Annotated in this window: 31 protein-coding genes; 28 read left to right on the top strand and 3 right to left on the bottom strand. The window is 66.1% G+C overall.

The genetic code is table 11. The features are described 5' to 3' along the window. Positions 1–99 precede the first annotated feature (99 nt). Both C8250_RS21765 and C8250_RS21760 read right to left on the bottom strand, forming a co-directional pair. Positions 100–1,350: an XRE family transcriptional regulator gene (locus tag C8250_RS21765; RefSeq protein WP_187144937.1), complete on the bottom strand. Its 1,251-nt coding sequence runs from the start codon at positions 1,348–1,350 to the stop codon at positions 100–102. A gap of 158 nt (positions 1,351–1,508) precedes the next feature. After that, positions 1,509–1,874 (bottom strand): winged helix-turn-helix domain-containing protein, encoded by a 366-nt coding sequence (locus tag C8250_RS21760; RefSeq protein ID WP_138356272.1) that lies wholly within the window; start codon positions 1,872–1,874, stop codon positions 1,509–1,511. A 195-nt stretch (positions 1,875–2,069) separates the two neighbouring features. Here C8250_RS21760 and C8250_RS21755 point away from each other — a divergent pair, with 195 nt between their 5' ends. The 18 genes from C8250_RS21755 to C8250_RS21670 all read left to right on the top strand — a co-directional run bounded on the left by C8250_RS21755 (position 2,070) and on the right by C8250_RS21670 (position 18,640). After that, the gene (locus C8250_RS21755) at positions 2,070–2,306 is read left to right on the top strand and encodes a hypothetical protein (RefSeq protein WP_138356271.1); all 237 of its coding nucleotides are present in this window, start codon (positions 2,070–2,072) and stop codon (positions 2,304–2,306) included. Further along, complete coding sequence (locus C8250_RS21750; RefSeq protein ID WP_138356270.1) at positions 2,306–2,779, top strand: WhiB family transcriptional regulator; 474 nt, start codon at positions 2,306–2,308, stop codon at positions 2,777–2,779. The genes C8250_RS21755 and C8250_RS21750 overlap by 1 nt, the downstream gene beginning before the upstream one ends. Beyond that, on the top strand, positions 2,779–3,852 hold the full coding sequence (locus C8250_RS21745) for a DUF2637 domain-containing protein (RefSeq protein ID WP_138356269.1): 1,074 nt from the start codon (positions 2,779–2,781) through the stop codon (positions 3,850–3,852). The genes C8250_RS21750 and C8250_RS21745 overlap by 1 nt, the downstream gene beginning before the upstream one ends. Beyond that, the gene (locus tag C8250_RS21740) at positions 3,852–4,229 is read left to right on the top strand and encodes an RRQRL motif-containing zinc-binding protein (RefSeq protein ID WP_138356268.1); all 378 of its coding nucleotides are present in this window, start codon (positions 3,852–3,854) and stop codon (positions 4,227–4,229) included. The genes C8250_RS21745 and C8250_RS21740 overlap by 1 nt, the downstream gene beginning before the upstream one ends. A 77-nt stretch (positions 4,230–4,306) precedes the next feature. After that, entirely contained in the window at positions 4,307–6,475 is a 2,169-nt protein-coding gene (locus tag C8250_RS21735) for a cell division protein FtsK (RefSeq protein ID WP_138356267.1), read from the top strand. 139 nt (positions 6,476–6,614) lie between these two features. Then, positions 6,615–6,866: a hypothetical protein gene (locus tag C8250_RS21730; RefSeq protein WP_138356266.1), complete on the top strand. Its 252-nt coding sequence runs from the start codon at positions 6,615–6,617 to the stop codon at positions 6,864–6,866. A gap of 36 nt (positions 6,867–6,902) precedes the next feature. Beyond that, positions 6,903–7,097, top strand: coding sequence for a hypothetical protein (locus C8250_RS21725; RefSeq protein WP_138356265.1), 195 nt, complete (start codon positions 6,903–6,905; stop codon positions 7,095–7,097). Between the two features lie 18 nt (positions 7,098–7,115). Further along, positions 7,116–7,748 (top strand): hypothetical protein, encoded by a 633-nt coding sequence (locus C8250_RS21720; RefSeq protein ID WP_138356264.1) that lies wholly within the window; start codon positions 7,116–7,118, stop codon positions 7,746–7,748. Continuing rightward, entirely contained in the window at positions 7,745–8,137 is a 393-nt protein-coding gene (locus C8250_RS21715; protein ID WP_138356263.1) for a hypothetical protein, read from the top strand. The genes C8250_RS21720 and C8250_RS21715 overlap by 4 nt, the downstream gene beginning before the upstream one ends. Positions 8,138–8,224: 87 nt before the next feature. Continuing rightward, positions 8,225–9,076, top strand: coding sequence for a bifunctional DNA primase/polymerase (locus C8250_RS21710; RefSeq protein WP_138356262.1), 852 nt, complete (start codon positions 8,225–8,227; stop codon positions 9,074–9,076). Next, positions 9,073–10,758, top strand: a complete 1,686-nt coding sequence (locus tag C8250_RS21705; protein ID WP_203218438.1) for an ATP-binding protein — start codon at positions 9,073–9,075, stop codon at positions 10,756–10,758. Before C8250_RS21710 ends, C8250_RS21705 begins: the two co-directional genes overlap by 4 nt. Continuing rightward, positions 10,755–10,997, top strand: coding sequence for an excisionase family DNA-binding protein (locus tag C8250_RS21700; RefSeq protein ID WP_244809269.1), 243 nt, complete (start codon positions 10,755–10,757; stop codon positions 10,995–10,997). The genes C8250_RS21705 and C8250_RS21700 overlap by 4 nt, the downstream gene beginning before the upstream one ends. Before the next feature lie 10 nt (positions 10,998–11,007). Beyond that, positions 11,008–12,288 carry a tyrosine-type recombinase/integrase gene (locus C8250_RS21695; protein WP_138356261.1) on the top strand — a complete coding sequence of 427 codons (1,281 nt, stop codon included), beginning with the start codon at positions 11,008–11,010 and terminating at the stop codon, positions 12,286–12,288. Between the two features lie 1,379 nt (positions 12,289–13,667). Continuing rightward, positions 13,668–14,066, top strand: coding sequence for a hypothetical protein (locus C8250_RS21690; RefSeq protein WP_138356260.1), 399 nt, complete (start codon positions 13,668–13,670; stop codon positions 14,064–14,066). A 197-nt stretch (positions 14,067–14,263) separates the two neighbouring features. After that, positions 14,264–14,779, top strand: coding sequence for a DUF4365 domain-containing protein (locus C8250_RS21685; protein ID WP_138356259.1), 516 nt, complete (start codon positions 14,264–14,266; stop codon positions 14,777–14,779). After that, complete coding sequence (locus tag C8250_RS21680) at positions 14,734–15,999, top strand: hypothetical protein (protein ID WP_138356258.1); 1,266 nt, start codon at positions 14,734–14,736, stop codon at positions 15,997–15,999. The genes C8250_RS21685 and C8250_RS21680 overlap by 46 nt, the downstream gene beginning before the upstream one ends. 200 nt (positions 16,000–16,199) lie before the next feature. Then, positions 16,200–17,684 carry a helix-turn-helix transcriptional regulator gene (locus C8250_RS21675; protein ID WP_138356257.1) on the top strand — a complete coding sequence of 495 codons (1,485 nt, stop codon included), beginning with the start codon at positions 16,200–16,202 and terminating at the stop codon, positions 17,682–17,684. 11 nt (positions 17,685–17,695) lie between these two features. Beyond that, on the top strand, positions 17,696–18,640 hold the full coding sequence (locus tag C8250_RS21670; RefSeq protein ID WP_138356256.1) for an NAD-dependent epimerase/dehydratase family protein: 945 nt from the start codon (positions 17,696–17,698) through the stop codon (positions 18,638–18,640). Here the strand turns inward: C8250_RS21670 and C8250_RS21665 are convergent. Beyond that, positions 18,634–19,065, bottom strand: a complete 432-nt coding sequence (locus tag C8250_RS21665) for a GntR family transcriptional regulator (RefSeq protein WP_138356255.1) — start codon at positions 19,063–19,065, stop codon at positions 18,634–18,636. The two genes, C8250_RS21670 and C8250_RS21665, sit on opposite strands and share 7 nt — an antisense overlap. 828 nt (positions 19,066–19,893) lie before the next feature. Here C8250_RS21665 and C8250_RS21660 point away from each other — a divergent pair. The 10 genes from C8250_RS21660 to C8250_RS21615 all read left to right on the top strand — a co-directional run bounded on the left by C8250_RS21660 (position 19,894) and on the right by C8250_RS21615 (position 26,399). Further along, positions 19,894–20,190 carry a hypothetical protein gene (locus tag C8250_RS21660; protein WP_138356254.1) on the top strand — a complete coding sequence of 99 codons (297 nt, stop codon included), beginning with the start codon at positions 19,894–19,896 and terminating at the stop codon, positions 20,188–20,190. Beyond that, complete coding sequence (locus C8250_RS21655; RefSeq protein WP_187144936.1) at positions 20,187–20,840, top strand: GGDEF domain-containing protein; 654 nt, start codon at positions 20,187–20,189, stop codon at positions 20,838–20,840. The genes C8250_RS21660 and C8250_RS21655 overlap by 4 nt, the downstream gene beginning before the upstream one ends. Further along, positions 20,837–21,073: a hypothetical protein gene (locus tag C8250_RS21650; protein ID WP_138356253.1), complete on the top strand. Its 237-nt coding sequence runs from the start codon at positions 20,837–20,839 to the stop codon at positions 21,071–21,073. The genes C8250_RS21655 and C8250_RS21650 overlap by 4 nt, the downstream gene beginning before the upstream one ends. After that, positions 21,015–22,133, top strand: a complete 1,119-nt coding sequence (locus C8250_RS21645; protein WP_346268765.1) for a DUF2637 domain-containing protein — start codon at positions 21,015–21,017, stop codon at positions 22,131–22,133. The genes C8250_RS21650 and C8250_RS21645 overlap by 59 nt, the downstream gene beginning before the upstream one ends. Further along, complete coding sequence (locus C8250_RS21640; RefSeq protein WP_138356251.1) at positions 22,133–22,504, top strand: RRQRL motif-containing zinc-binding protein; 372 nt, start codon at positions 22,133–22,135, stop codon at positions 22,502–22,504. The genes C8250_RS21645 and C8250_RS21640 overlap by 1 nt, the downstream gene beginning before the upstream one ends. Positions 22,505–22,528: 24 nt before the next feature. Next, positions 22,529–22,801 carry a hypothetical protein gene (locus C8250_RS21635; RefSeq protein WP_138356250.1) on the top strand — a complete coding sequence of 91 codons (273 nt, stop codon included), beginning with the start codon at positions 22,529–22,531 and terminating at the stop codon, positions 22,799–22,801. 98 nt (positions 22,802–22,899) lie between these two features. Then, on the top strand, positions 22,900–25,140 hold the full coding sequence (locus C8250_RS21630; RefSeq protein WP_138356249.1) for a cell division protein FtsK: 2,241 nt from the start codon (positions 22,900–22,902) through the stop codon (positions 25,138–25,140). Positions 25,141–25,279: 139 nt separating this feature from the next. After that, positions 25,280–25,576 (top strand): hypothetical protein, encoded by a 297-nt coding sequence (locus tag C8250_RS21625; RefSeq protein ID WP_138356248.1) that lies wholly within the window; start codon positions 25,280–25,282, stop codon positions 25,574–25,576. Beyond that, on the top strand, positions 25,567–25,761 hold the full coding sequence (locus tag C8250_RS21620) for a hypothetical protein (RefSeq protein ID WP_138356247.1): 195 nt from the start codon (positions 25,567–25,569) through the stop codon (positions 25,759–25,761). Before C8250_RS21625 ends, C8250_RS21620 begins: the two co-directional genes overlap by 10 nt. A gap of 23 nt (positions 25,762–25,784) precedes the next feature. After that, entirely contained in the window at positions 25,785–26,399 is a 615-nt protein-coding gene (locus tag C8250_RS21615) for a hypothetical protein (protein ID WP_138356246.1), read from the top strand.

Raw genomic sequence — 26,399 nt, 5'->3', positions numbered from 1 at the left:
GTGGCGCCGACGTATCACCACTGCCTTAGGGTTCATGATCTTCCTATTTCTGGCTCCGAACACGCCAAAATGAGAACCCGAGCAATTCGGTGATGCGCTTCACGATGGCAGGAATCCGGGTTTCGCGCGGCCGAGGTCGTTCAAGTGCGTGAGGTAATCCTGGGCTGCGGGTTCTGCGCTGTAGCGCTTGTTCACTACTGCGGCTAGTTCGCGGCTGACCATGATGAGCGACGGCACAGATTGCCGGTCACCGCTCAGGGCTCGCTCGCCGAACGAGATGGCTTGGTCTAGGTCGCCTTCGCGGGCCGCGGCAACGCCGAGGGTGATGCGGGCTTCGGCGTTGCGCATGGGGGAGCGCTCGGTGTCGTCGAAGTCGGTGCCTACCCGGATGACCTCTTCCGCGAGGTTGCGCGCCATGCGGTCCTCGCCCAGGAGTCGGTAGCAATCCATCGCGTAGAAGTCGAACTTCGCGGGATCCACGACGAAGTGGTGATCGAGGTTGTCCGGGTGGGGCATTGATTCGAGGAGGCGCCGGCCTCGGTCTAGGGCTACCTCGGTCTGGCGTCGGTCACCGATGCGGGCCCATGCCTTCGCTTCCTGTGCAGCGAGCTGTACGGAGACGCTGTGGTGAGGCGCCAGGCTGGTTCCGGTTTGTGAGGCTGCGATGACGCCGCGGTAGTCGCCGGTCGTCAGGGAGAACCAGGCGCGCATTTCATGGGCCCAGCCCTGGATCTCGGCATTCTCGGCTTCGCTGGCGAGGGAGAGCGCAGCGCGGCGGGTTGATTCCGCGGCTTGCCGCTGGCCGCTGTCGTACTCGACACAGCCGACGAGAAGGGCGAGCCATCCGGAGAGGGTGAGAACCTCGCGGTGCTGAGCGAGCGTCAGGCGCTGTTCCTGGAGCTGCCCGACGCGTCGGAGCCAGGCGCGGCCTTCGATGATGAGCTGTTCGCTCGGGAGATACGGGTACTCGGAGCACAGTCGGTCGGCGGTGATTCGGAGCGCTTCGATCGTGGCGTTGTCGACGTCGGAGGCTTGCAGCCGACTGACGATCTCCAAGGTTTCCATCCCGCTGGCAGCGGCGATCTCCGCACTAGCGTTGCGGCGCCCCTTCATGGGGAAGAGCGCGTGAGTGACGGTCCCGAAGGTGGCGGCGATGATCGGCTGGTAGAACGTGCCCGGCATTCCGTCGCCGGCCTCCCAGCGCTTCCACTGACGCAGCATGTTCGCGTCCTCGGGGAGCTCCTTTGGAGAGTGGGCGCGCATCGCGCGGATCGTGTCGAGCTGGGACCAGTCGCGCGCGTCCCTCTCGGCGACCATGCGCCGTGCCCATGCGGGTCGATCGTCGCTCATTACGCCCTCCTCAGGGTGCCTGCTCCGATCTCACTACGGGGTGCCCGGTGACAGTCAAGGTGACAACCCGGTGACGCGCTCCCTATCCATGTAGTCCCCCGCTCGACCGGCTCCTATCACTGTGGGTTCAGGCTTCGGCCACTCATTGTGGGGCCAGATCAAGCATCGCCGGAGTCGATCCGCTCTTCCAGCTGGGCGACTCGGGTGTTCAGCTCGCGGACTTCGGAGCGGAGGGCACTGATGAGTTCGAGCACATCCTCGCGACCGGCGGTAGCCTCGCCGGCCTCGCTGTCCGGGTCGACGACGAAGTGTCCGCGGTTAGGGACGGAGAAGATCCGCCGTTCCTCCCGAAGGGTTGCGAGTCCCTTCTTGACGGTCTCTTCGGCGACGTCGAACCGCTCGGCAAGATCTTTGATCGAAGGCATCTTCTTGCCCGGGACGTACTTCCCCGCGTCGAGTTCCTTGCGCAACTCGTCCGCCACCTGCACCGACCGCAGCCTCGGTCCGTCCTTCGCAATCGTCATGGATCGAGCGTATCCGTCAGGCCGTGCTAGTCCACGTTGCTCATCCCCTTGCCACACCAGCATGGACTAGTGCACGCTAGTTGATGTGGGGGCGGCTTCGCCCTCACGAGCACCGATCTCTTCCCCGAAGTGGCGGTCTCCCGGCCAAGGACAGCCCCGCCTCTTCGTACCGGACCGACCGAGAGATGAGGACCGATGCGAACCTTCGTCGCTGGTCAGGAAGCCTTATCGGCTTCCGAGTTCACCGAGCTGGCACTCGGCATCGAGATTGAGTTGTTCACCGGCGTTCCCGGTGAGTCCCCCGAAGAGCGGCGCCCTCGCCTGGCAGTGGCGCTTGAGGTCATCAAAGACCTCAGCGAACACGCCCCTGAGGACGCTGCATTCGCAAAGGCGCTGATGCGGCGCCGCACCGTGCAGTGGAGGGCAGCTTGATGCCTGTTCTCCGCAGCCCGCAGACGCTCGTAGGTAGGCGTTCCGCCCACCTCGCACCCCGGAGCCTTGGCGGCGAGGACTTTGCGCTCGACCTGGCGCTCGACCCGGGGTTGGTCGGTGCGCTGTGTGCTCGTATCGAGCCTGAGCTGTTCTTCCCTGAGCCTGGCGACTCCAAGACCGCGAACCTGGCGAGGGAGATTTGCGCCCACTGCCCCGTGGTTGCTGCCTGCCTGGTCGATGCCCTGAGGGTTGAAGGAGGCGCCGGCCACAGCAACCGGTTCGGAATTCGCGGCGGCAAGACGCCCAACCAGCGGTTCCGGATCTACAAGTACTTCCGGAAGCCCACTGTTCCGGCTCAACCGGTGCCGGTCGCGATGACGATCGTTCCGGAGCACGGACCGGGGGAGTGCAGCGCAGACACCGCCCGCCGTGGCCTTCGGGCCCATGGCAGTTCCAAGGCGGTGGCAGCGTGATGGCGCCGGCGCCGGTCGCAGCGCCTCCGCTCAGCAAGTCTGAGACGGCCCTGCTGAGCCTGGTCACCGTGGCAGCGGTCATCGTCGGAGCCTTCGGGCTGGCAACCTCGTTCGAGGCGGTGACCGCGGCAGGATCCCGCTGGGGATTCACCGCACCGTGGATGCTGCCGATCGGCATCGATGTGGCGATCCCGGTGTTCACCGCCGTGAATCTGCTCCTGATCCGAATGGACATGCCGCTCGGGTGGGTGCGCTTCGTGCCCTGGGCGCTGACCGGCGTGACATGCCTGCTCAACGTTGCCGCAGGACGCTCGGTGTGGGCGAAGCTCGCGCACGGCACCATGCCCCTGCTCTGGGTGGTGCTGTCCGAGGTTGCCGCCCACGTCTACGCCACCCGAATCGGTGCGGTCACCGGGCGCCGGATTGAAAAGATCCGCCGCTCCCGCTGGCTCCTGGCTCCGCTGTCCACGTTCGCACTGTGGCGCCGCATGACCTTGTGGGAGATCACCGGCTACGCCGATGCTCTCGCCCGCGAGCGGGATCGCCAGTTGATCCGTGCCGACCTGCGCGAGGAACACGGCCGCGCTTGGCGGCGCAAGACCCCGCGCCGTACGCGCGTGCTGCTCAAGATCGGCGAGTTGTCGCCCGCACGCGAGCTCGAAGGGGAGCTCTCACCCGACCCGGGATCCGTCCGCAAACCGCTCGCGGAACATCCCGCGCGCCAGGTCGCGGACGGAGCAAACGCACAGGTCGCGCCCAACAACCCCCCGCCGGTAAAGGAGCCTGTGAAGGCTCGCCGTAAGCAGGTCCCGGCAGCACGGACGGCCGCTGCCCACACCGCCCGCGCCACCGATCCGGAGGAGCAGGCAGCGGCGCGGGCGTGGGTCGCACGGCGGTTGAGCGAGGGCCATGAAGTGTCATGGCGCGAGCTCGCGGCAGAGTGCGGGCGCGGCGAGACGTGGTGCCGCGCGCGGATTCGCGAGACGAAGAACGCGCTCACCATCGGGTCCTCGATCTCGGCCGAGTCTGACCACGTGGGACTGCACTTGGTTCCTGTGGGCGGTGATCAGTGATGGCCACACCGTCGAAGTTCTTCGACCCGACCGGTGCCCAGTACGGCATGCCCACCTACCCGTGGCGCTTTGCGCCGGACGGCCTGGCCACGCGCCGGCAGCTCCGGGCTCAGGGTCTACGGCCTGGAGGGCACCCGGTCGTAGCTCAGGTCATGTGCCGCACCCGGCGGGCCGGCGTCATCCGGGTTGCCTACCTCTACGAGATCAGGCACGCCAAGAAGGTCCGGCCGATGACGGTTGCGAAATGGGCCTCCCACGCCGCGGCGATGAAGGCTCGCCGGACCTGCCCGCAATGCCAGATCGAGGCCGGATACGTCATACCGACCTCGCTCGGCAGCTGCATCCCCTGTGCCTACCCGAGCGAATACGCAGCCTGACCAACGGCGGGGCCCGGTCTCAACCGACCAAAGCGATCCCGGGTCCCGCCACCCCTCCTGAACTGGAAGGAAGTTCAGTGAATCACGAAGAAGAGAACGAACTCTTCAACCGACTGGAGAAGGACCTCGCGGCCGACTCCGGAGGCGAAGTCCTGTCTCTGGAGAAGGCTCGCGCCAGCCGTGCAGATCGGGCGGACGCGGTCGCGACTGAAACGGGCCCCTCTGTAGTCATGGTCGATGGGCCCGCGCCGGTCGGTCCGTCCGGACTGGGTCGGTGGATGGGTGCCAAGCGACGGCAGGTACTGCCGGACTGGCTCCAGTCGACCGCCGAGTTCAAGGCCGTCGCCACGTGGGCAGCGGGATACGTCGGCCACATCACCGCCTATCACGCGGTCCGCTCCCCGATCTACGCCGGAACCCTCGCACTGCGCGCCCCGGCTGGGGCAGCCAAGACGATCGGCGGGACGCTGCGTTGGGTCGCGGACGCGGAAGGAGCTCCGGTCCGCGCCGATGCAGTGGCCCGCGAGGACGCGGGCGACTATCTCAAGCTGTCGCGGCAGCGGGACGCGCGGGTCAAGCTCCGCACCCTGATCACGGTCCTGTCCACGGTGGTCGGGTTAGGCGCCGCGCTGGCGCTGTGGATCCTCGCTCCCACCTGGCTGTTGGTCATCGCCTCGATGGTGGTCACCGCGGCCTTGGGCTGGGCCGGCGCACCGGCCGACTCACCCGTCATCTCCCGAGCCGTGGAGGTTCCCAAGATGCAGCGCTTGACCTCGGACATCGTGCTGCGGGCGCTGGCGTCGATCAGCATCGCTCAGATCAACCAGGCTGTTGCCAAGGGCGGCCCCGGCTTCGTGTTCACGTCCCCGATCACCCGCGACGGCCCCGGTTGGCGAGCTGAGGGCGACCTCCCGTACGGCGTGACCGTCTCGGACGTCATGGACCGGCGCGACCGCCTGGCCTCCGGACTGCGCCGCCCGCTGGGCTGCGTCTGGCCCGAAGCCGTCCCCGACGAACACACCGGCCGACTGGTCCTGTGGGTGGGCGACCAGGACATGTCCAAGGCCAAGCAGCCTACGTGGCCGCTGGCCAAGTCCGGGACTGTGGACCTGTTCAAGCCCGTGGCGTTCGGCACTGACCAGCGCGGACGCTGGGTGGAACTGACGCTCATGTACATCGCCGCGGTCATCGGTGCGATCCCGCGTATGGGCAAGACGTTCCTGCTGCGCCTGCTCCTGCTCATCGCCGCACTCGATCCCCGCGCCGAGCTGCACACCTACGACCTGAAAGGCACAGGTGACCTCGATCCGGTCGGGGAGAAGGTCTCCCACCGGCACCGCGCCGGCGACGACGACGCGGACATCGAATACGCGATCGCCGACCTGCGAGCGCTGCGGGAGGAGCTGCGGCGCCGCGCCAAGATGATCCGCTCCCTGCCTCGCGATATCTGCCCGGAGTCGAAGGTGACCAGCGAACTCGCCTCGAAGAAGTCGCTGGGGCTGCACCCGATCGTGATCGGGGTCGACGAGTGCCAGGTGTGGTTCGAGCACCCCAAGTACGGGGCGGAGTTCGAAGAGATCTGCACGGACCTGGTCAAGCGCGGCCCCGCCACCGGCATCGTGCTGCTCCTGGCCACGCAGCGCCCGGACAAGGATGCGCTCCCGACCGGGATCAGCGCGAACGCTTCCGCCCGGTTCTGCCTCAAGGTCATGGGTCAGATCGAGAACGACATGGTTCTCGGGACCGGGTCCTACAAGCGCGGCGTGCGGGCGACGATGTTCGCGTGGGCTGACAAGGGCATTCACTACTTCGTGGGTGAAGGTGCGGACGCCCGCATCGTGCGGTCCGTGTACGCCGACGCCCCCACCGTCGAAGTCATCGCGCTGCGCGCCCGCAAGGCTCGCGAGCGGGCCGGCACGCTGTCTGGCCACGCGCTCGGCGAGGAACCGGAAGTCACCACCGGTCCGGCGTTCGATCTGCTCGCCGACATCCTCGCCGTGGTCCCTGCCGAGGAGCCCAAGGCGTGGTCCGAGACGGTCCTGTCCCGCCTTGCCGAGCTGCGACCGGCGGTCTACGGCGGCTGGGAGCCCGACCAACTCACCGGCGTCCTCAAGCCGCTTGGAGTGGCCACGGGCCAGGTGTGGGGCAAGACCGAGGACGGCAAGGGCGCCAACCGGCGCGGCGTCACCCGCTCCGACATCACCGCTGCTGTCACGAAGCGTGACGGAAAGCCGGGCGCGGACTAGGCGAGATCCGCTGCTAGACCTAGCGGCCACCCCCGCTAGGTCTAGCAGCACCGCTAGCGACCCAAAGATGCCCTGATCAGGGTGCTAGTACCTAGCACCCTCCCGTTCGCACACCCTGAAACCGCCAGGGAGGCCCGTCATGACCCTTGCCCTCGCTGCTAGCGCCCTGATCCTGCTATTCACCCTCGGTTACGTCGCTCTGTGTGCCGCGAACCCGTTCGCGGCCTGCCGCAAGTGCCGCGGCTTCGGCTTCCTGGTCAAGACCACCCGCCGCGGCAAGGCCAAGCGCGGGCGGGACTGCCGCCGCTGCAAAGGCCACGGCGCCCGCATACGCATCGGCCGCCACCTGTGGAACCTGTGGCGCCGCACGTACAGCGCCGGCACCCGCTGACCGCCGCCCATCTGCCACTCAGATCGGAGCCCCGCCGTGACGCTGTCCATCTCCGCTGTCCTGCTCTTCGGAGTCGCCGCCGTCTTCGCCCTCAAGGTCAAGTCCACATCGTTCGGCGCTGCCCTTGTGCTGTTCCTCTTCGGGTTCTTCGCCGCCAGTACCGGCGCCTCAGGCCCGATCAACGACGCCTTCACCTCGTTCGCTCACTTCATCGCCAGCCTGCGCGCCTGAACCGAACGGAGACCCGCCATGTACGAGCGCATCATCGACGCACAGTCCGGGCAACGGCACTGGCTCGCCGTTGCCCTGCCCAAAGCGGCCCCTGCCATTGGCACGTCAACGGTGCTGATCCTTGCCCGTATCTGGAACGCCAACGGCGCCGAACACAGCGTCGGTAACGGGTGGCTCATGGGCATTCTCGCCACCGCGGCCGCCCTCGCTGGCGGGAGCGTCGCGACCGGCCGCAACGCTGACAGCGTCCTCGCCGGAACGGCGTTCGCCGCTGCCGGAACGCTCGCCTTCGCGGGAGTCGCCGCCTACGCCGATGACCTGCCGTTACCCCTGCTCCTGTGGGGCATCGCGACCGTTCTCGCCTACGCCCTGGCAGCGCGTTACTGGCGCACCGACCGCCGGGAAACCGTCGCCTACCAGCGCCGCACCATCGAGCGCCACGAGAACCACCAGCACACCGAGACCGTCGAGATCATCCGCGCCCGGGCACGGGTCGAGACAGCCCGCGAAGGCGGCGCCTACGCCACCGCGCTTGCAGCCGCCCTCACCGCTCGCGCCGCCCTGCCGGGCTTCGACCCTGCCGCGCTGAGCCGAGCGGGGCTGCCCGACCTGCCCCTCAACCACACCGCCATCGAAGGGACCCGGAAGTGATCACCGATCCGCAGACAGGCGAAGGCTTCGACGCCCCTACTCCCGCTGTTGCCTACGCCAACGCGCCGAGCATCACGAGCGAGATCAGCGCCGTACTCGCCATGGTCAGCAAGCGATCCGCCGAACGTCGAACGGGGCTGTCTGCCGCCCCGGTCGATGACCGCGAGTTCTGGCTTCGCAAGGCCGCGCTCTTGGACCGCATCGCCCTGGAAGACCACAGGGCCGACACGATCACCGCCGCCGTGGAGGCAACAGCGCCGCTCGTTGCGCTCGACCGCGAGCACCCCGGGTTGGTCGTCGGCCCGCATCATCCCGACTCCATCGAGTGGGACCCCAGCCACCGCCCCTACGTCCGGCAGGAATACGCCGCCTGGCGCCAGCACGACTAGCGGTGCCCGGAGCGGCGGTCTCCCGGCCAAGGACAGCCCGCCGCTCCGGTCTCCCAACCGACCGAAACCAGATAGGAGACCCTCAGAATGCCCTATCTCGCCCCCAGCCGTCCCGGTGCCAGCGAGCTGCTCACCGCGGCTCTCGATGCTGCGCGACGAGGCTGGCACGTCTTTCCTCTCGTTCCGGGAGACAAGCCCCCGGTGATCTTCGAATGGGAGGAGCGGGCGACCATCGACCGCGATCGGATCCAACGGTGCTGGCAGCACGGCCGCTACAACATCGGCCTTGCCACGGGCCCTTCCCGCCTGGTGGTTGTCGATCTCGACACTCCCAAGACGCCCGATGACCTCCCTCCGCCGGCCTGGTCCTTGCCCGGCATCGTCGACGGCATGGACGTGCTCGCGACGCTGAGCGAGCGGCACGGCCAGCCCTATCCGGGCGACACGTTCACCGTCAGGACCGGTCGCGGCGGAATGCATCTGTACTTCGCTGCGGCGGCAGGCATCGAGCTGCGCAACAGCGGCGGCAAGTTGGGATGGAAGGTCGATACCCGCGCCGTGGGCGGATACGTCGTCGCGGCAGGCAGCACCGTCAACGGCCGTTCCTACGAGATCATCAACGACGTCCGGCCGGCCGTCTTACCGGATTGGCTCGCGTATGCCCTGACCGTGCGTCCCTCGCCACCGCTACGGGCGCACACCGGCCCGATCACCGGCAGCGGCGCCGTGGGCCTGGTGAAGACAGTGCTGGAGTCGGGAGAGGGCGAGCGGAACAACCGGCTGTACTGGGCAGCCTGCCGCGCGTACGAAACCGGTGGCGAGGCCGCGGGCGGGCTCGCTGCCGCCCTTCTGGACGCTGCCGTGAGTATCGGGCTGCCGGAACGCGAAGCCCGCGCGACCGTGGCGTCTGCCGCGCGCAAGGTTCGAGGCGGGCGATGAACAGCACGGAGCAAGCCAAAGAGATCCTGTCCGCCAACGGCATCAATCTCGAAGCAAAGGAAGGAAAAGGCCCGTCCCAGGCATCGCAGCTGGTCACCCTCGCCCGGGAACGCTTTGAAGTCTTCATGTCCGAGGACGGTCGCCCGTACGCCGTTGCCGAAGGTGGCCCGAACATCGCCCTGCCACTGCGAGGCAGGGCCGGCCTCCGGTCGCAGCTCGCCCGGATCTACACCGAGGTATCCGGCGGCAACGTCCCCTCGCAATCCGCTCTCGCCGACGCGATGACCGTGCTCGAAGGCATCGCGGCGATCGCCGACCCCTGCACCCCGCAATTGCGTACCGCGCGTCACGAGGACCTCATCGTCATTGACCTCGCGACGCCTGACGGACGCTGCGTGCTGGTCAGCCCGGACGGATGGCTACGCTGCCCGCGCTCGCCCGTCCTGTTCCGCCGTTCCGGTGCCATGAAGGCGTTGCCGACGCCGGTCCGCGACGGAGACGGGCTCGCCAAATTGCGGGCGCTCATGAACACCAACGATGAAGGGTTTCACCTCCTCACCGCCTGGCTCGTGGCTTCATTCATCCCGGATCTGCCGCACCCGATCCTCACCTTTCGGGGCGAGCAAGGCACCGGAAAGTCCAAAGGCGCGGCCATGGTCATCGGCATCGTGGACCCGTCCGGCGCACCCAAGCGGACCGCACCCCGGGACGTGAAGTCGTGGGCAACGCAGGCGTTCAACTCGTGGGCGCTGTGCATCGACAATGTCTCGTACATCCCGGACTGGTTCTCCGACGCGCTGTGCCGAGCGGTGACCGGGGACGGCATCGTCGACCGGGCTCTCTACACCGACGATGACGTCGTGGTCCTGGAATTCCGCCGTGTACTGGCGATGACCACGATCGATGCCGGAGCCCTGGCAGGCGACCTCGCCGAACGGCTCCTCACCATCGAGCTGCACACCATTCCCGACCGGGCCCGCCGCGAAGAGGCCGAGCTTGACCGCGCCTATCGCGATGCCCATGCGGGCATCCTGGCGTCGCTGTTCGACCTCCTGGCCAACGTGCTCAGGGTCCTGCCGGACGTGGTGCTGACCCACCGGCCGCGTATGGCGGACTTCGCCCGCGTGCTGGCTGCCGTCGACCACGTGACCGGCTGGGACACCCAAGGCAGCTACAAGGCCACGGCTGCCGATGCCGTCGCCGACGTTCTCGAAGGCGAGCCCTTCGCACAGGCTCTCGTCGACCTGGTGCGAGCAGCCGGACCTACCGGCATTCAGATGACGGCCGCCGAAATCCTCGGCAAGGTCGCCACCCCGGAAAAGCTGCCCCGCAAATGGCCCAAGGATCCGACCCGCGCCGGCGGCCAACTCAAGCGGCTCGCCCCCGCACTGCGAGCCATCGGCATCGAGGTCGACGACAGCCAGCGCAGCGCGGACAAGCGCCGAAGCCGCCTGTTCTGCCTGACCTCAGTAGAGAGCGACCGTACTCCAGCGTCCGCACAGCGCCCTCCCTGGTCCACTCCGGACGCTGCGGACACTGGAACGGACACTGACCGCCTGCCAGCGTCCGGCGCCCGAACGGTCTCCGACCTGCCCGAACTCGCCGCGCCGGACACTACGGACGCTGCGGACACTGCGCTGCACCCGCTCTCTGCCGCGCCTGCCGTCAGGAGGCTGCTGTGAGGGAAATCCCGGATCAGGTAGCGATCGCCATCGACCCAACGATCGCCTTGTTGACCGTCGAAGAGGCCGCACGACGCCTCGGTATCGGACGCACGTTCTGTTACGGCCTTATCGGCTCGGGAGAGCTGGAGTCCGTTCCCGTCGGGCGCTTACGCAAGGTCCCGGCTGAGGCCGTTCTCGAATACGTCGCCCGCCTTCGTCGGGCGAACCGCACCGCCGCCCATCAATCTGTCGTGTGAGGAGCCAGCCATGGGAACCCGCAGGCCCAACGGGGCTTCGAGCATCTACAAGGGCAAGGACGGCAAATGGCACGGACGGGTGACCGTCGGAGTCAAGGACGATGGGTCGCCCGACCGGCGGCACGTTGAGCGGAAGACGGAAGCCGCGGTCATCAATGCCGTACGTGATCTGGAGAAACAGCGCGAGGCCGGAGCCGTACGGAAGGCTGGCAAGCCTTGGACGGTGAAGGCGTGGCTCGTGCACTGGCTGGAGAACATCACCGCGCCGCCTGTAGTGCGAGAGAGCACGTACTCCAGCTATCGAGCCGCCGTGAACGTCCACCTGATCCCCGGCATCGGCGGGCATCGTCTCGACAAGCTGGAGCCGGAACATCTGGAACGGCTGTACACGAAGATGCAGCGCAACGGCAGCAAGCCCGCGACGGCTCATCAGGCGCACCGAACCATCCGGCTGGCGCTCAACGAAGCGATGCGGCGAGGTCACATCGTGCGCAACGTGGCCTCGTTGGCAAAGGCTCCGCGCATCACAGAGGAAGAAGTCGATCCCTACTCCGTTAGGGAGGTTCAGCGGCTGCTGGAAGAGGCTGCCAAGAGCCGGAACAGCACCCGATGGGCTATTGCTCTCGCTCTCGGGCTTCGCCAAGGCGAATGCCTCGGGATCCAGTGGCGTGACGTGGACTTCGAAAGGGGAGCGATCCGTGTCCGCCGGAACCGGCTCCGTCCGAAGTACGCCCACGGATGCGACGAACCGTGCGGCAGGAAGCACCCGGGTTACTGCCCGCAGCGGTCCCGTTCGAACAAGGACACGGACGACACCAAGTCGAAGGCAGGGAGGCGCGTGATCGGGCTGCCCGAGGAACTGGCCGAGCTGTTGAAGCTTCATAGCGAAGCGCAGGGCCGGGAGAGCGCCGCGGCCGGCGAGCGATGGGTCCCGGGGGATTGGGTCTTCGCGTCGGAGACCGGCGCTCCGCTGAACCCCCGGACGGACTACGACGAATGGAAGCGGCTGTTGACCGGTGCCGGTGTCCGGGACGGGCGCCTGCACGATGCCCGACACACAGCGTCCACAGTGCTGCTCATCCTTGGCGTCCCTGAGCGGACCGTGATGGCCATCATGGGTTGGTCCTCAACCGCGATGGCCGCGCGGTATCAGCACGTGACCGACTCGATCCGCCAAGACGTCGCCAAGCGCGTCGGAGGGCTCCTCTGGGAGCGAGCGGCCAAGGCACCGGAGAGCGTGCCAGAGGAGCCCGTAGAGCGCTCCCGAGAGGCCAAACGAGACGGAAACTGAGACGGGAACGCAGAATGGACCACCTACGGAAATCCGTAGGTGGTCCATTCATACTGCTCAAGAGCGGTAGCGGTGGGATTTGAACCCACGGTGAAGTTGCCCCCACACACGCTTTCGAGGTCTGTGATCGGGTGTACAGCGCAGGTCAGAGGTGGTCCGGCCTGGCCCTGGATGTGGCGGACGTACGTCCGTGAACCGTCGCGAACGTCAGTGAATGAGACCAAGACTGAGACCACGATGTCCTGGGCTGGCTTCGGCCGGGGCACTCCATGGCCCCCCGGGTGATCGCTAAGAGTACCCAAGGCGAGCGTCTAGGACTATGTCGCGGACGGGCTTGCCTGTCACCGCTGACAGATCGATCTCGTCCACCACGTCGGCCGCCGCGTCGTAGGCGCGGCGACAGAGCGCACGTCCGTCTCCACCTTCCAGACCCCACAGCAGGGACCCGCGAAACGTCCGCTGCATGAGTTTGGAGAGGTGGGGACCTTCAAGTTGGACGTGCACAAGTCCATCAGACGTGGACGCATCGGCTTCTTGCGGGAAGTGTGCGAAGCCGTAGGAGTCAGAACACCGTTCTCGCAGCTCACCCCAGGTTGCGGGAGAGCACACAAGTTCGACCCGAGCGACCCCCGCAGCCTTCACCATGCGCTGCCGATGCTTGCTGAGTTCCCTGACGCCTAACAAGCGTTCTCCCTCCATGGCCCCGGCACCCCGTGTGGGGGGTTACCACTTCCTGCCCACACGGCCTCGCCGAGATGCGTCCTCTCCTTCGGTTTCGAGTCTGGCCGGAGGCGAGAAGCAGTAGAAGAGGGGAGGGAACCGATGCCAGCAGGCTGTCCACCGTCAGCGCACGATGTCCCGTCTCGGAAGGCTGAGGAACCGGAACCCACGATGCTCTAGCGAACACAGGGCGTGCAGGCCACGATGGAGGTGACCGGGCAGGTTCCGCCGGCAGCGGCCTCTCGGAGGAGGCAGAGTGCGAAATCCGGACGCGATACGCCACGAATGCGCCGACTGCGGTGCAACGACGAAGGTCAACACCCGCACCGGCCGTCTCTACTCCCACCACGTACCGGGGGGAAGCACTGCCTGCTCAGCCTCTGGAGATGTCGTGACACCCCCGCAAGGTGGTGAGCCGCCCCTGCTCCCACCGCTGAGAGCTGTTCGGAAGCCCCCCGTTCCCAAATCTTCACGATACGTCGCCGACGAACCGTCGAGCAGCGTTCGGGCGGTGGCCGGAGGACTGCCTAGCCTCGGTAAACGGCGCTGACTTCGGTGTCCAGTCCTGGTGAGAGTGGTTGGCCTTCGGTGAGACAGAACACGACCATCGGATGGGCCCTGGTAACAAGCATTTCGAAAATTCGAACTAGAATCGAACTATGGGGATCGTCGGACACCACCCGCAGGCGCTGGAGAGTGGGCCACTGGCGGCCGTCCGGCTTCCGGACGGGCAGACCGTCCAGGCGATCGTTCTGCGGCGAATCAAGGATCGCGACGGGTCATGGTGGTACCAGCTGACCGTCTCTTTGTGGGCCCGGGTCGAGACCCGCAACGGATCCGGCGACCGCCTGTCGGGAGAGCCTGCCCCCACTGAGTTCCTGGCCCCGGCGCACGCCGTTTCCCCCATCGACGGCCACGAATACTCCTCCGTCGCCACCTGGCGACACCCCGCCACGCTCCGTCGGGACCACAGAAACCCCCTTCGGCGCCCCCGCCCTGATGGCCGCGAACTGCCCTGGGACGACGATTACTCCCCTGATGCCGACTTCGGTGTATGAGGCTCCGTCTGGAGCCGCGCCTTCATGAGCAGGGGAAGGTGCCTCCGACGCCGCGTGCCCCATGCCGGCGCGTAGGTCCTGCACAAGACCCAACGCGCCTACGCATACGGGGCTTTCGGAGACGAGAGGCTCCCCCACCTAGATATGCGGACACGGTGGGTAGTAGGTTACGTTCCCTCTGTAATGGAGGGGGGATCATGGGAGTTGCCGACAGTTGGCAGCAGGAACAAGTCAGCTTGGCTTACGTTGCGGCCTTGGCCACAAGGGGTGGCTACACCCTTGGCAAGTGGGAGGTCGACAAAGACGGTGTGGATTTATCTGTCAAGCGCGCCGACGGCTTGGCGTTCGAGCTACAAATGAAATGCACTTACAGTCCTAAAATGTCATCCCACGGAACTTCTTACTCCTACGACTTGGACATACCCACTTACGATAAATTGCGTGCGCACACCAGAACTGCGGTGGGATTTCTCGGGCTTGTCATCGTACCTCGCGATATCGAGGAATGGATGATTCATGATGAGCGCGAATTGACGATGCGATGCTCTGGTTATTGGGCAAAAATCCAAGATGCTCCGCCCGTTGAGAACACAAGCTCGAAAGCGATTCATCTACCAACGACCCAAAGAATAGACCTGCCCGGGTTCGAGGAGATGTTCTCTCATGCGTGGGTCAGATTGATGCATGGAGCACAGGCGGTGATCACGGCATGACGAGCTTGCGAGTCGGGTTCGACGATATGACGAGTTATTTAACACGCGCTGCCTGGCAGCCGGTCATGAAGGGGCCGCTTGCCGAGATCTGGGAAGCCAGCTCGGGTAATCTTCGTCGCATCATGGTGCCCAAGGTACCGTCTGCGCCCGACTATCAAAGCATGTTGAGTAGCCTTACCAACGAACTCGCAAATATGGAAGGGCGAAGCTCTGCCCAAGTCCGTGATGATATGGCGCGGCAATTCTTGGATATCACAAATCTGCGTGCTGCCAGTGTCGATCTAATCGGCGATACGATTCCGCTCCATGCCGGGATTGCTCTGTTTGAGTCAGCCAAGCGCCTAGTTACTGCCTCGGCCGCTTCGACGTTGATGCGACAAGGAAACTTTGGGCGCAGTATGCCAAAGAGAGCCCTAAATCACGCTAAGCATGTTCGTCTAGGTCATACGATTCAGGGATCGTACATTGTTCCGATCATTAATGAAGTGCGTATGCCGGATGTCTACGCGGCCGACGAAGGTTCGGGCAGTCAGCCCAAGCTCGATCTCAAGGTTGAGGAAGCGCGGTTTGACCGTCGTGTGACCACAACGATGGCGCATGCACTAGAAGTTCTAGAAGAGATTGCAGTTACGCGGGATCGTACTCCGAGCGCGGCCGATGTGCATGATGCCGTAGCAGAAGGAGTGTCGCGTGAACTTTGCGATGCCGTGTTCAGGGTTTTGGCAACAGGTCAAGTGGACAGCTACGATATTAATTTCCAATGGGCACCTGCTGTGAGTCCCCCTCGGCTACTTGCCGACAGTGTGGAATTTCCTAAAGGAGCCGTTTACGTAGTCGAGGGAATTGCTAGTACCCTTAAGGATTTCGAGCATGTAGAAGAACAAGTTGTGTTTGGAATAATTACAAATTGTGCCGCCCCATTGCGCGAAGGCAACGGACGCGTGACAGTGCAGGCAGCTATAAACGGTAGAGCTAGAACGGTAAAATTTGACCTCGACTGGCGTAGCTTTGGGATGGCATCCCGATATATGGCCGAGAGGCGCCCCGTGTTCGTAAGAGGCGTTTTGCACATGTCTAGTGGGCGACAAGCCACTATGGACGTTCGCGCATTCGGGCCGGATCCATCAACAATGACTTTGGATGACGCGCTCGAAGGACCAGATGCCGACCTTGGACTACGCGAGTTGCCGTCTCCACGCCGGGGGTCTATTGACCCTTAGGAATTAAGCAGTTCCAGAAGGCAAACTGTTCCATATCGTCATACTCGGAAAGGAATGACAGTCAAATGGCCGTCGCACCCTCTGTGGCCGCAACTTGCAACAGATGCGGGACAAAGCTCGGCCGGGGCAATTCCGACTCCATGTGCAGCCCTTGCCGTCGCGCTGTAGGTGTAGCTGCCTCAACCCCCACCCGGCCAGAAATGGAGTCCGCGGACAATCGCCATTGGCTTGCCACCGAAACCGAGCGGAGCGCACCTCCGGACGGGTCGAACCTCACCGATGTTCTAAAAGCATATCGGGCGCTACACAAGATCAAGCAACAGGACCTCGCCGACCTACTCGGGTATGACCAGTCATACGTTTCGTTACTTGAGCGAGGCAAGCGCACCATCCGCGACATGGACGAACTCCGCCGGCTCGCGCAAGTGCTAGGTCTGCCTGAGGATGAACTCGGGCTGCTTCCTACCGCCGATACGGCAGTCGCCCTGCCCGCAGAAACAGTCCGTCAGGCCGGTCCCAATCCCCACGACGCGCTAGACGAACAGCGGCGATGGCGAATGACGCGCCGAGAGTTGAACCGGCATCGGAGCGAGCTCACGAATGCAGCCGCGCGACTGTACTCCGCGGACCGCGCGGGCGATAGCCCCGTCATCACTAAGACGTCGTGGATGTGGTCGGAGCCGATCGACTTCGCTGAGATTGACCTCGCTTGGCTCCCCAAGACCGAAGCGCCGAAAGTTCTAGGCAATGAGCCGCAGTCCGAAGGCGTGCGTCCGTTGTCACCACGTGGCGCCCGGTTCGACCGGTACTCGCAGGCAATCCGGATGATTGACCGGCCATCCCTCTTCGAGAACCGACCGAGCTTCCGGCTGCTGGACGTCTCCACGATTGACGGTAGGCCCAAACTATCTTTCGGATACACGACATATTTCGACATGGCCGACATCTGCGAGGGAGTCGCACACGAGCTGGCGAGCGCGTGGCTGGCGACGGGGAGCGATTCGGCGTGGATCACTGATCCTACCTGGGACGCACTCCCCTTCCGCTCTCTCGTTGGAGACCCGTTTGATCTAAATCGACGGGCCCTGTTGCCATCCATCGATACCCTAACGATCCGGCTCGGCTCAGACGGTGCCTCATTTCCGCTGCACCACCGCTCCGCTAGCAACGTTGCGGTCGCTGGCGGCACGTATCACATCATGCCTGCCGGAGTCTTCCAGCCTTCTTCCATCATGCCGTGGGACCAGTCGAACGACTTCAACCTTTGGCGCAATGTCCTGCGGGAGTACGCGGAGGAGTTCCTCGGAGACCCCGAAGCGGACGGCAGCAGTGGTGAGCCAATCGACTACGACGGAGCAGAGCCTTTTCGAACGCTCAACCAGGCTCGGCGGGAAGGGAAAGTTCGGCCATACTGCTTTGGGATCGGATTGGACCCGCTCACTCTCGCGGGAGAAATCCTAAGTGTGGTGGTCATTGATGCTGACGTGTACGACTCCGTCTTCGCCGGCATGGTGTCCCGGAACTCTGAGGGCACTGTGGTTGCCGGCCGGGCTGGAGAGGACACTGCCGGGGTTGAGTTCACCCGCGCAAACATCAGGCGTCTCCTGGACAATGAACCCCTGGCATCCGCTGCTGCCGCCTGCCTCGACCTGGCGTGGCAACATCGCGGGATCATTCTTGGGTGAAAGGGATCTAAGTGCGCGTTCTAGTGACCGGCGCCTACGGCTTCGTAGGCAACGCAGTCGTACGGCGACTCTCCGAGGCGGGGCACGAAGTATGGGCCCTGACCCATCGACCAGCGGATGCTCCCTTGCCCGAGCTGCCGGTTGCCCGCGTCTTCCATGGCGACGTTCGGTCTCCTGAGTCGCTACGCGGTGCGCTGGACGGGGTCCAAGGAGTCTGTCATCTGGCAGCACTTACGCGAGTGCGTGAGTCCTTCGAACACCCGCAGGAGTACCACGATGTCAACGCTGGGGGCACCGCTACTCTGCTGGACGTTCTTGCGCAACAGGCTGAAGGTGGAGACGCGCCAACGGTTGTGTTGGGCTCGACGGCAGCCGTCTACGGAGCACCCGAACAGCAACCCATTGGCGAGGATGCTGTACCTGCTCCGACCAACCCATACGGCTTGTCCAAGCTTGCTGCTGATGAGACGCTCCAGAAGCGGGCGCTGTCTGGCCACTTGAAGGCTGTGATCCTGAGGTGCTTCAACATCTCTGGCGCCGTTCACGGGTTCGGAGACGTCGACGATACGCGGATCATTCCCAAGGCCCTTGCCGTTGCCGCCGGCCGGTATCCGCATCTAGAGATGAATGGAGATGGCAGCGCGGTCCGGGACTTCGTGCACGTCGATGACCTTGCACGCGCGTATGTGCTAGCGCTTGGCCCTCGTTCCACGGCTCCATGCAGTGTCTACAACGTAGGTGCCACCGCAGCGAGCATGAGCGAGATCGTGTCCACAGTAGAGCGAGTTACCGGGCGCAACGTTCCTGTAGTTCATCGCCCACCGCAGCCCGAGCCGCCTCAACTGGTGGCTGATACCTCGAAGATCACACGTGAGCTGGGTTGGAAGCCCGAGCGTTCGGGGCTTGAGCAACTTGTCACGGACGGTTGGTCGGCCCTGACCGGCGAACGTCACTGAGTCTCTGACAATCGGCTCTTGACGCTGCTCGGGAGCGCTGCGACAGCCTCCCGCCAGCGCTCAAGGGCCGATTCGCCTTCTCCAGCGTCGATGTTCTTGCCCTCAAGCGTGCTTCGAAAGGCCCGTTCCATGGCTTGACCAGCCTGGAAGACTGGCATCGCCCAGTCGGCCACACCACGTGAGTGGTCGGCGAGACGAGGCGGAAACTGCGCGAAGACGCCCTTGCCCTGGTGGCCGACAACGTAGCCCTCGGCGCGTAGGAGCGATACAGCGTTCTTCACGACGGTGGTGGACGTAGCCGTGCTGTTGACCAATTCCTGAGTCGACGGCAGCGCAGCGCCATCTTCCAGCTTCCCGCTGCGGATGCGTTCCCGCAGGTCATCGGCGAGCTGGAGGTACGCCGGCTGCCCTCGGAACTCGGTCATGAAGTTGGTCCTCCAGTCAGGGGTTCGTGCTTCCTAGACCAGTGTCCTACGTCCGGACAGCTTTCGACGTGGCGAAGCACTTGCCAACTTAGGACACTAGGTGCACGATGTTGTCCAAGGGCGGCGAGCAAGAGACAGACCGCCGTATGACAAGCCGTCATTGGATTGCTGAGCGCGGCTGCAACAGGCTTATACCGCCGGAACAACCCGGCAGGGATTGGCTAAAGCACAGGAATCCGAGGGCCTTCTTTGGGCTGCTCGGAAATGCACGAAAAGGGGCCCGGGATAGATCGGGTCGAGGGCACCGGACAGTCGCATGCCGCAGGGTGTGCGATCCCTTGGCAGTCCGGATGGCAGACCGAAAGGTCTACGTCTCTCTGCCTCAAACGGGGCCTGAGCGAGCTGTTCCTTGAACCGGCAGCCGCGTCCCCGAAAGAGAGACAGTACGTGCACTGGTCACCCGGGCCGCAGCGCATTTCGGCTGCGGCCTGCTGGTGAAGACCTCTGTTCCCTCGATCTGGAGGACGTTGTGTTTCCACGACATACGCAGGTGCCGGCGCGGTGACCACCGCGCCGGCGCCGACCGCTTGACCGAACAACCCGCCGCGCTGGCGGTCCCGGGCCTCGTGTCCGGCGCCTCCGATCGGCTGAACAGCCTTTCCGCAGCGCTACGGCGTTGCGGCCGGTTGCCTCCCCCGTCCGTCCGGCGCTTAGCGCTGTACGGGCGGGGTGGCAGGGAGCCGGTTCGGCTTCATCCCGGGGCGGCCGCCTCTCGCCAAAGATCGCGGCCTCCCGGTTCTCCGTCCCTTCGTCTACTGGAGTTCCGTCATGCGTTCGTACATTGGTAATCAGCAGGTAGTAGGCAGTGAAGAGTTCGACGAGCTGGCGCTCGGGATCGACCGGGCCCTGTTCCTCGGTGTGCAGGGCGAGAGCAACGAGGAGCGGGCGGCGCGTGAGGCTGCGGCCCGCGACATCCTCGCCGACCTCATCGCCCAGGGCGAGGCCGGCGACGAGATCGCCGGGTGGGACGCGCTGTACGCCGAGGCGCTCACCCACACCGTGCATTTCCTGAACTCCTCTCGCACCCACACCGCCCAGGTATCCCGGGCGGTGGAAGCGGCATGAGCCAAGCCATGGCCGCTTTGGCTGCTGCCCTGCCGCTCGCGGCCGGATGGTCCGTCCATGGGCTGCGGCTGCACCACCGGATCGAAGCCACCCGCCGGGACCCGCTGACGGGCCTGCTCAACCGCGACGCGTTCACCGCCCGGGCCGGCCGGGCCCTGACCGATGGCCGCAGCGCGGTCTACGTCCTGGACCTGGACCGGTTCAAGGAGATCAACGACACCCACGGCCACGCCGCGGGGGACGCGGTCCTGCGCACGGTGGGACAGCGCCTCACCCTCTGGGGGCAGATCAACGGCCCCATCATCGGCCGCTTAGGCGGCGATGAGTTCGCGGCCATCACCGTTATCCACAGCCGCGCTGAGCTGCTGTGGATGCTCGGTGAACTCCTCCGCTCCCTGCGTGAGCCGATCGAGTTCGAAGGCCACCGGCTGACCGTGGGCGCCTCCATCGGCGCCGTGGCCATCGACACCCGCACCGAGACCGCCGACCTGTCGGCGCTGCTGCGCCGGGCCGATGAGGCGATGTACGCCGCGAAGCAGTCCGGTGGTGGCTGGCACATCGCCGATGACACCGCCCCGGCCGCCACGGTCAACGGCCGCCGCGCCGGCCGCCGAGGAACCCACCTGACCCGCACAGGAGGTGCCAAGTGACCGCCGACGACTACGACGATTTCGACTACGACTACGCCTACTCCGGGACGACCGAGGACGACGACTGGACCGCGGACAACGGCGAGTGCGACCGGTGCACGATGGCGCCGGGCGAGGTCATCGGGTGGTTCGGGATCTGCTGCGCCTGCTCCATCGGGCAGGGCGCCACCGAGGATGAGTGCATGTGCGGCCCTGAGGACATCGAGGGGGCCGGCCATGACGACCGTTCCTGAGCCGCTCCGGTTGCCGTCGCTGTCCCGCTTCGAACGGGCCCTGCTCATGGGGGCCATCGTGTTGGGGGTCGGGGTCGGGGGGACCGGCTTCGCCGTGTCGTTCGGCACCGTGACCGCCGCCGCGGTGCGGTGGGGTTTCACCCCTCCGCAGATGCTCCCGATCGGCATCGACACGGCGATTCCGGTGTTCTCCATCGTGAATCTGCTGTTGATCCGCATGGACATGCCGTTGGCGTGGGTGCGGTTCGTGCCGTGGTTCCTGACCGGGGTGACGTGCTGGCTCAACATCGCCGCCGGGAACTCCCTGTCGGCGAAGATCGCGCACGGCACCATGCCCCTGCTGTGGGTGGCACTGTCCGAGGTCGCCGCGCACGTCTACGCGGCACGGATCGGTGCGGTCACCGGCCGCCGGATGGAGAAGATCCGCCGCTCGCGTTGGCTGCTGGCCTTCCCTTCCACGTTCGCGCTGTGGCGCCGGATGACGTTGTGGGAGATCACCTCCTACGCCGTCGCCCTCGATCTGGAGCGGGACCGGTTGTTGGCCCGGGCCGATCTGCGCGAAGCACACGGGCTGTTGTGGCGGTACAAGACTTCCCGCCGATCGAGGGTCCTGCTGAAGTTCGGCGAACTCACCCCCGCCCCAACCACCCCCGACGCAAACCAGGAGGAATATGAGGTAACAATCGGAAATCGGTCGATGTCTGACCTGCCGGTATCGATCCCGGACGCTGACACGCCGCCGCCGGTTTATCCGGCGCTCGAAGCAGCCGACCCGCACCCGACCGCCGACCCGATCGCACCCGTCACGGTGCAGCCGACTATGGCCGCGGCGCAGTCCAAGCGTCGGGCGACCGGTCGAGTCCCCGCAGCGGCCCGCAACCCCCGACCGACCCGCACCGCCGATCAGCTCCTGACCGAGGCCCGGGAGGCCACGGCCCATTGGTCGGATGCTGAGTTGACCGCCGAGGCGATCCGCAAAGAGCTGCGGACTGCGCCGGCCAAGGCCCGGGTGGTGCGCGATGCGCTCAAGGCTGAGCGGGTCCTCGTTGACGCGCCCTGATGCGCTTCTATGACCCGGACGGGGGCCGGTTCGGCATCCCCACCTACCCGTTTCGTCTCGCCCCTGACGGCCTGGCTACCCGCCGCCAACTGCGCGCGACCGGGCTACGGCCCGGCGGGCAGGGCATCGCAGCACAGGTGATGTGGGCATCGCGCCGCTACGGCCGCGGCATCCGCGTTGCGTACCTGTACCGCATCGACCGGGCCCTACCGGTCCGGCCGATGACGCCGGCCAAGTGGGCGGCGCTCGCCGCGGCGAACACCGCCCGGCGCATCTGCCCGCACTGCCGCACGGATGCCGGATACGTCATCCCCACGTCGCTCGGTGCCTGCGTGGCCTGCGCTTATCCCGAGGAACAGCGCGCCGCCTAACCCCCGCCTCGAAGGAGCATCACCATGCGTCCCGTCACGTTCAATTCCCTGGTCCGCTACACGGGCAGCAACCGCACGGGGCACTGGTGTCCCGAGCGGATGACGGTCGATACCGCCCGCCAGTGCATTCGCCGGGGTCGGCGCGGTGCCGCAACCGTCCTCGTCTACGAGACGACCGACCGGGACGGAAACAGCGTCCACCTCGCGTACGTCCACTTCGGCCCGGGCCGCTGGTCCAACGCCGAGTTCGTGACCGACATCTACGAAATCCCGTCCGTCGCGCTCACCGACATCTGAGCTGCGCTGGCACTGCTTCGCCGAGCCGGGGTCCGGCCGTCAACCGACCGAAGCGCGGCCGGACCCCTTCCACTCCCATCCTGAGGAGCTCACCCACCGTGTCTGAGACCCACGACTTTGACCACCCGGCAGGGGAGCCGGACGGCACCGACACCCTGACCGATTCGGCGTCGGTGCTGCCGTTCCCGCTGAAGAAGAAGCCCAGCCCCGCCCCGGACCTGTCCATCCCGGAGGAGATCAAGCCCGGGGAGTGGCAGGCCGACCTTCCCGACGAGACCCCCGACGATGAAGGGGAAGTCTCGGAGGGTGACCCGGTTGACCCGCCGAAGGCCGTGTATCCGCCGTCGATCGCCGAGTGGATGCAGGCCCACGACAAAGCGCGGCAGCCGGTCTTCCCGGACTGGGTGAAGCTGCCTGACCAGCGCGCGGCGGTGCGCCGGTGGGCGGTACGGCACTACTCGACCATGGCCGGATATCACGCGTGGCGCCTGCCGTGCATCTACACACCCAAGCTCCTCGCCTACGCCCCCCGCGGTGCGTGGCGGTGGTCAACAGCCGCCGGTCACTGGGTGTTCGACGCCGAAGGCAAGGCACTGCGCCTTGCGGCGGTCGAAGCAGAGGACGCGGGCGACTACCTGAAGTTGTCCCGGCAGCGTGATGCGCGGGTTCGCCTGCGCGGCATCCTCGCCAGTCTCGCGGGAGTCGTCGGCTTGACCGGGGCGCTCGTGCTCTGGGTGATGGCGCCCGCATGGCTGCTGGCGTTGGCGGTCGCCACGATGACGACCACTTTGGGAGTGTCGGGTGCGCCGGCGGACCGGCCGCTGATTGACCGGGCGAAGGTCACGTTCCGCAAGCGGAAGCTGTCGTCCGACATCATCACCCGCGCGTTCACCGCGGCAGGGCTGACCGTCAAGGATCAGGGGATCGCGTTCCCGCGGCCGATCGGCCGGGACGGGGACGGGTGGCGCGTCATCGTGGACCTGCCCTACGGCAAGTCCTTCAACGACGCGTTGGGCAAGCGCAAGGCGCTCGCGTCCGGGATCGACATCGCCACCACACAGCTCTTTCTGGACCCGGACGTGTCGTCGGAGCGGCGGGTGTCGATGTGGATCGCCGACCGTGACCCGCTCGCGGTCCCGGCCGGGCGCTCCCCCCTGATGGGGGCAACCCGGGTGGACTTCTGGAAGCCGTTCCCGTGGGGTGTCGATGAGCGCGGTAACCCGGTCATGGCGACCGTGTTGTGGCTGTCGCTGCTGGTCGGTGCGGTTCCGCGGCAGGGCAAGACGTTCTCCGCACGCACCATCGCCCTGGCCGCGGCGCTGGATCCGTTTGTGCGGCTGATCGTGTTCGACGGCAAAGCGTCCCCGGACTGGCGCAAGTTCTCTTTGGTCGCGCACCGGATCGGCTTCGGGATCGTGCCGCGCAACGGCCTGGACCCGGTCGAGCTGCTGGTCAGAGCGCTGGAGGAGCTGAAGGGGGATGTGGAGGACCGCTACCACCGGTTGTCGGAGCTGCCGTTGCACATCTGCCCGGAGGGCAAGCTCACCCCGGAGATCTCCCGGGACAAGAAGCTGAACATGCCGCTGACGCTGGTGGTGGTCGATGAGGTGCAGGAGTACTTGCAGCACCCCGTCTACGGCAACGTCATCTTGGATCTGCTGGTCTACCTCGCCCGTGTCGCCCCGGCGGTGGGGGTGTCGGTGATGCTTTCCACGCAGAAGCCGGATGACACCGCGTGCCCGTCCAAGCTGCGTGACCAGCACCAGGCCCGTTTCTGCCTGCGGGTCGGTTCCTACCAGGTCTCCGAAGTGGTGCTGGGTGCCGGTTCCTACGGCGAGGGCCTGGACGCGTCCCGGCTGCTCAAGTCCCACAAGGGTGTGGGCCTGCTCAAGGGCATGTCCGATGACGCCGGGATCGTGCGCACCTACCTCGCGGACGGCCGCGACGCCGAGTCGATCCTGACCCGCGCCGCAGCCCTGCGCGAAGCCGAAGGCACCCTGACCGGCGACGCCGCAGGTGAGGAGCGGGCCACCCGGCGGGCGGACGCCATCTTGGACGAGGTGGCGGCCGTGCTGGGTCGCTCGGAGGCCAAGGTGTGGTCCGAAGTGGTGGTGGACCGCCTCGCTGAGCTGAACCCCGACGCGTACGGGGACTGGAAGGCGCTCAAGGGCCGCGCCAAGGCTGACCAACTGGCGACCGCGCTGAAGCCGTTCGGCATCACCACCGGCCAAGTGTGGGGCCAGACCGAGGCCGGTAAGGACGCCAACCGGCGCGGGATCGAGCGTCAGCACATCATCGACGCGATTACTCAGCGCAACAAGGAACGGGCCGAGAAGTAGCCCGAAGGGTTGCTAGGTCTAGCAAGCCCCCTCGCTAGACCTAGCAACCTCGCTAGCAACCCATTCGCCATCTGAGCAGGGACCTAGCACCTAGCGACTGACCTGCGCAAACCCCGAAAACCGGCCCTGGAGCCCCTTCATGACCCTCCCACTGCTTGCTAGCACCTTCCTCGCCATCGTCACACTGTGTTATATCGCCGTGTGTGCCGCACAGCCCTTCGGTCGCTGCCACAAGTGCGACGGGTTGGGCTTCCAACTCACGCACAAGCGCAACGGCAAGCCCAAGCGCGGCAAGCACTGCCGGCGCTGCGACGGCCACGGCATCCGCATACGCCGCGGACGCCACCTGTGGAACCTGTGGCGCCGCACCTACGAACGCGGCACCCGACCCACCCCGACCGCCACCCCCCGAACGGAGTCCCGCCCGTGGCTGTGACCGTCTCCCTCGTCCTGCTGTTCGGAGCCTTCCTTGCCCTGCTGCTCAAGTTCGGCTCTCTCAAGGCCGGCGCCTGCTTCGTCGCCGTGATGTTCGGGTTCCTGCTCGCCTCCACCGGCGCATCCGGACCCATCAACCACGGCATCGCCTCCACGGCCCAGACCATCGGCCACATGCGCCCCTGACCACCGGAACGGAGCACCACGCCGTGAATGAACAGACCACCGCCCGGCACTGGCTCACCGACGCGTTGCCGAAAGCGGCGCCGGCCATCGCCACGTCCACCGTGCTGATCCTGGCCCGCATCTGGAACGCCAACGGCGCCGAACACAGCACCGGCGACGCGTGGCTGATGGGAATCCTCGCCACCGGCGCGGCCATCGCCGGCGGGTACTCGGCTTCCGGGTATAACGGCGACGGCACCGCGACCGCCATGGCGTTCACCGCCGCCGGAACCCTGGCGTTCGCCGGAGTCGCCGCCTACGCGGACGGCCTGCCGCTCCCCCTGCTGCTCTGGACGATCGCCACCGTCCTGGCCTACACGCTGGCAGTCCGGTACTGGCGCACCGACCGCCGCGAAACCCTCGCCTACGACCGCCGCACCACCGAGCGCCACGAGGACCACCGGCACGTGGAAACGGTGGAAGTCATCCGCGCGCGGGCGCAGGTCGAAAGCGCGCAGGCCGGGGGCGCTTACGCCACCGCGCTGGCCGCAGCGCTCACCGTCCGCGCCGCGCTGCCGGGCTTCGACCCCGCCGCACTCGACCGCGCCGGGCTGCCCGAACTGACCGCCGCCGACTACGACCCCGACAGGAAGTGGTGA

It is taken from the genome of Streptomyces sp. So13.3 (assembly GCF_005860785.2).
Taxonomy (GTDB): domain Bacteria; phylum Actinomycetota; class Actinomycetes; order Streptomycetales; family Streptomycetaceae; genus Actinacidiphila; species Actinacidiphila fildesensis.
This window is presented reverse-complemented; position numbering and strand designations above follow the sequence as displayed.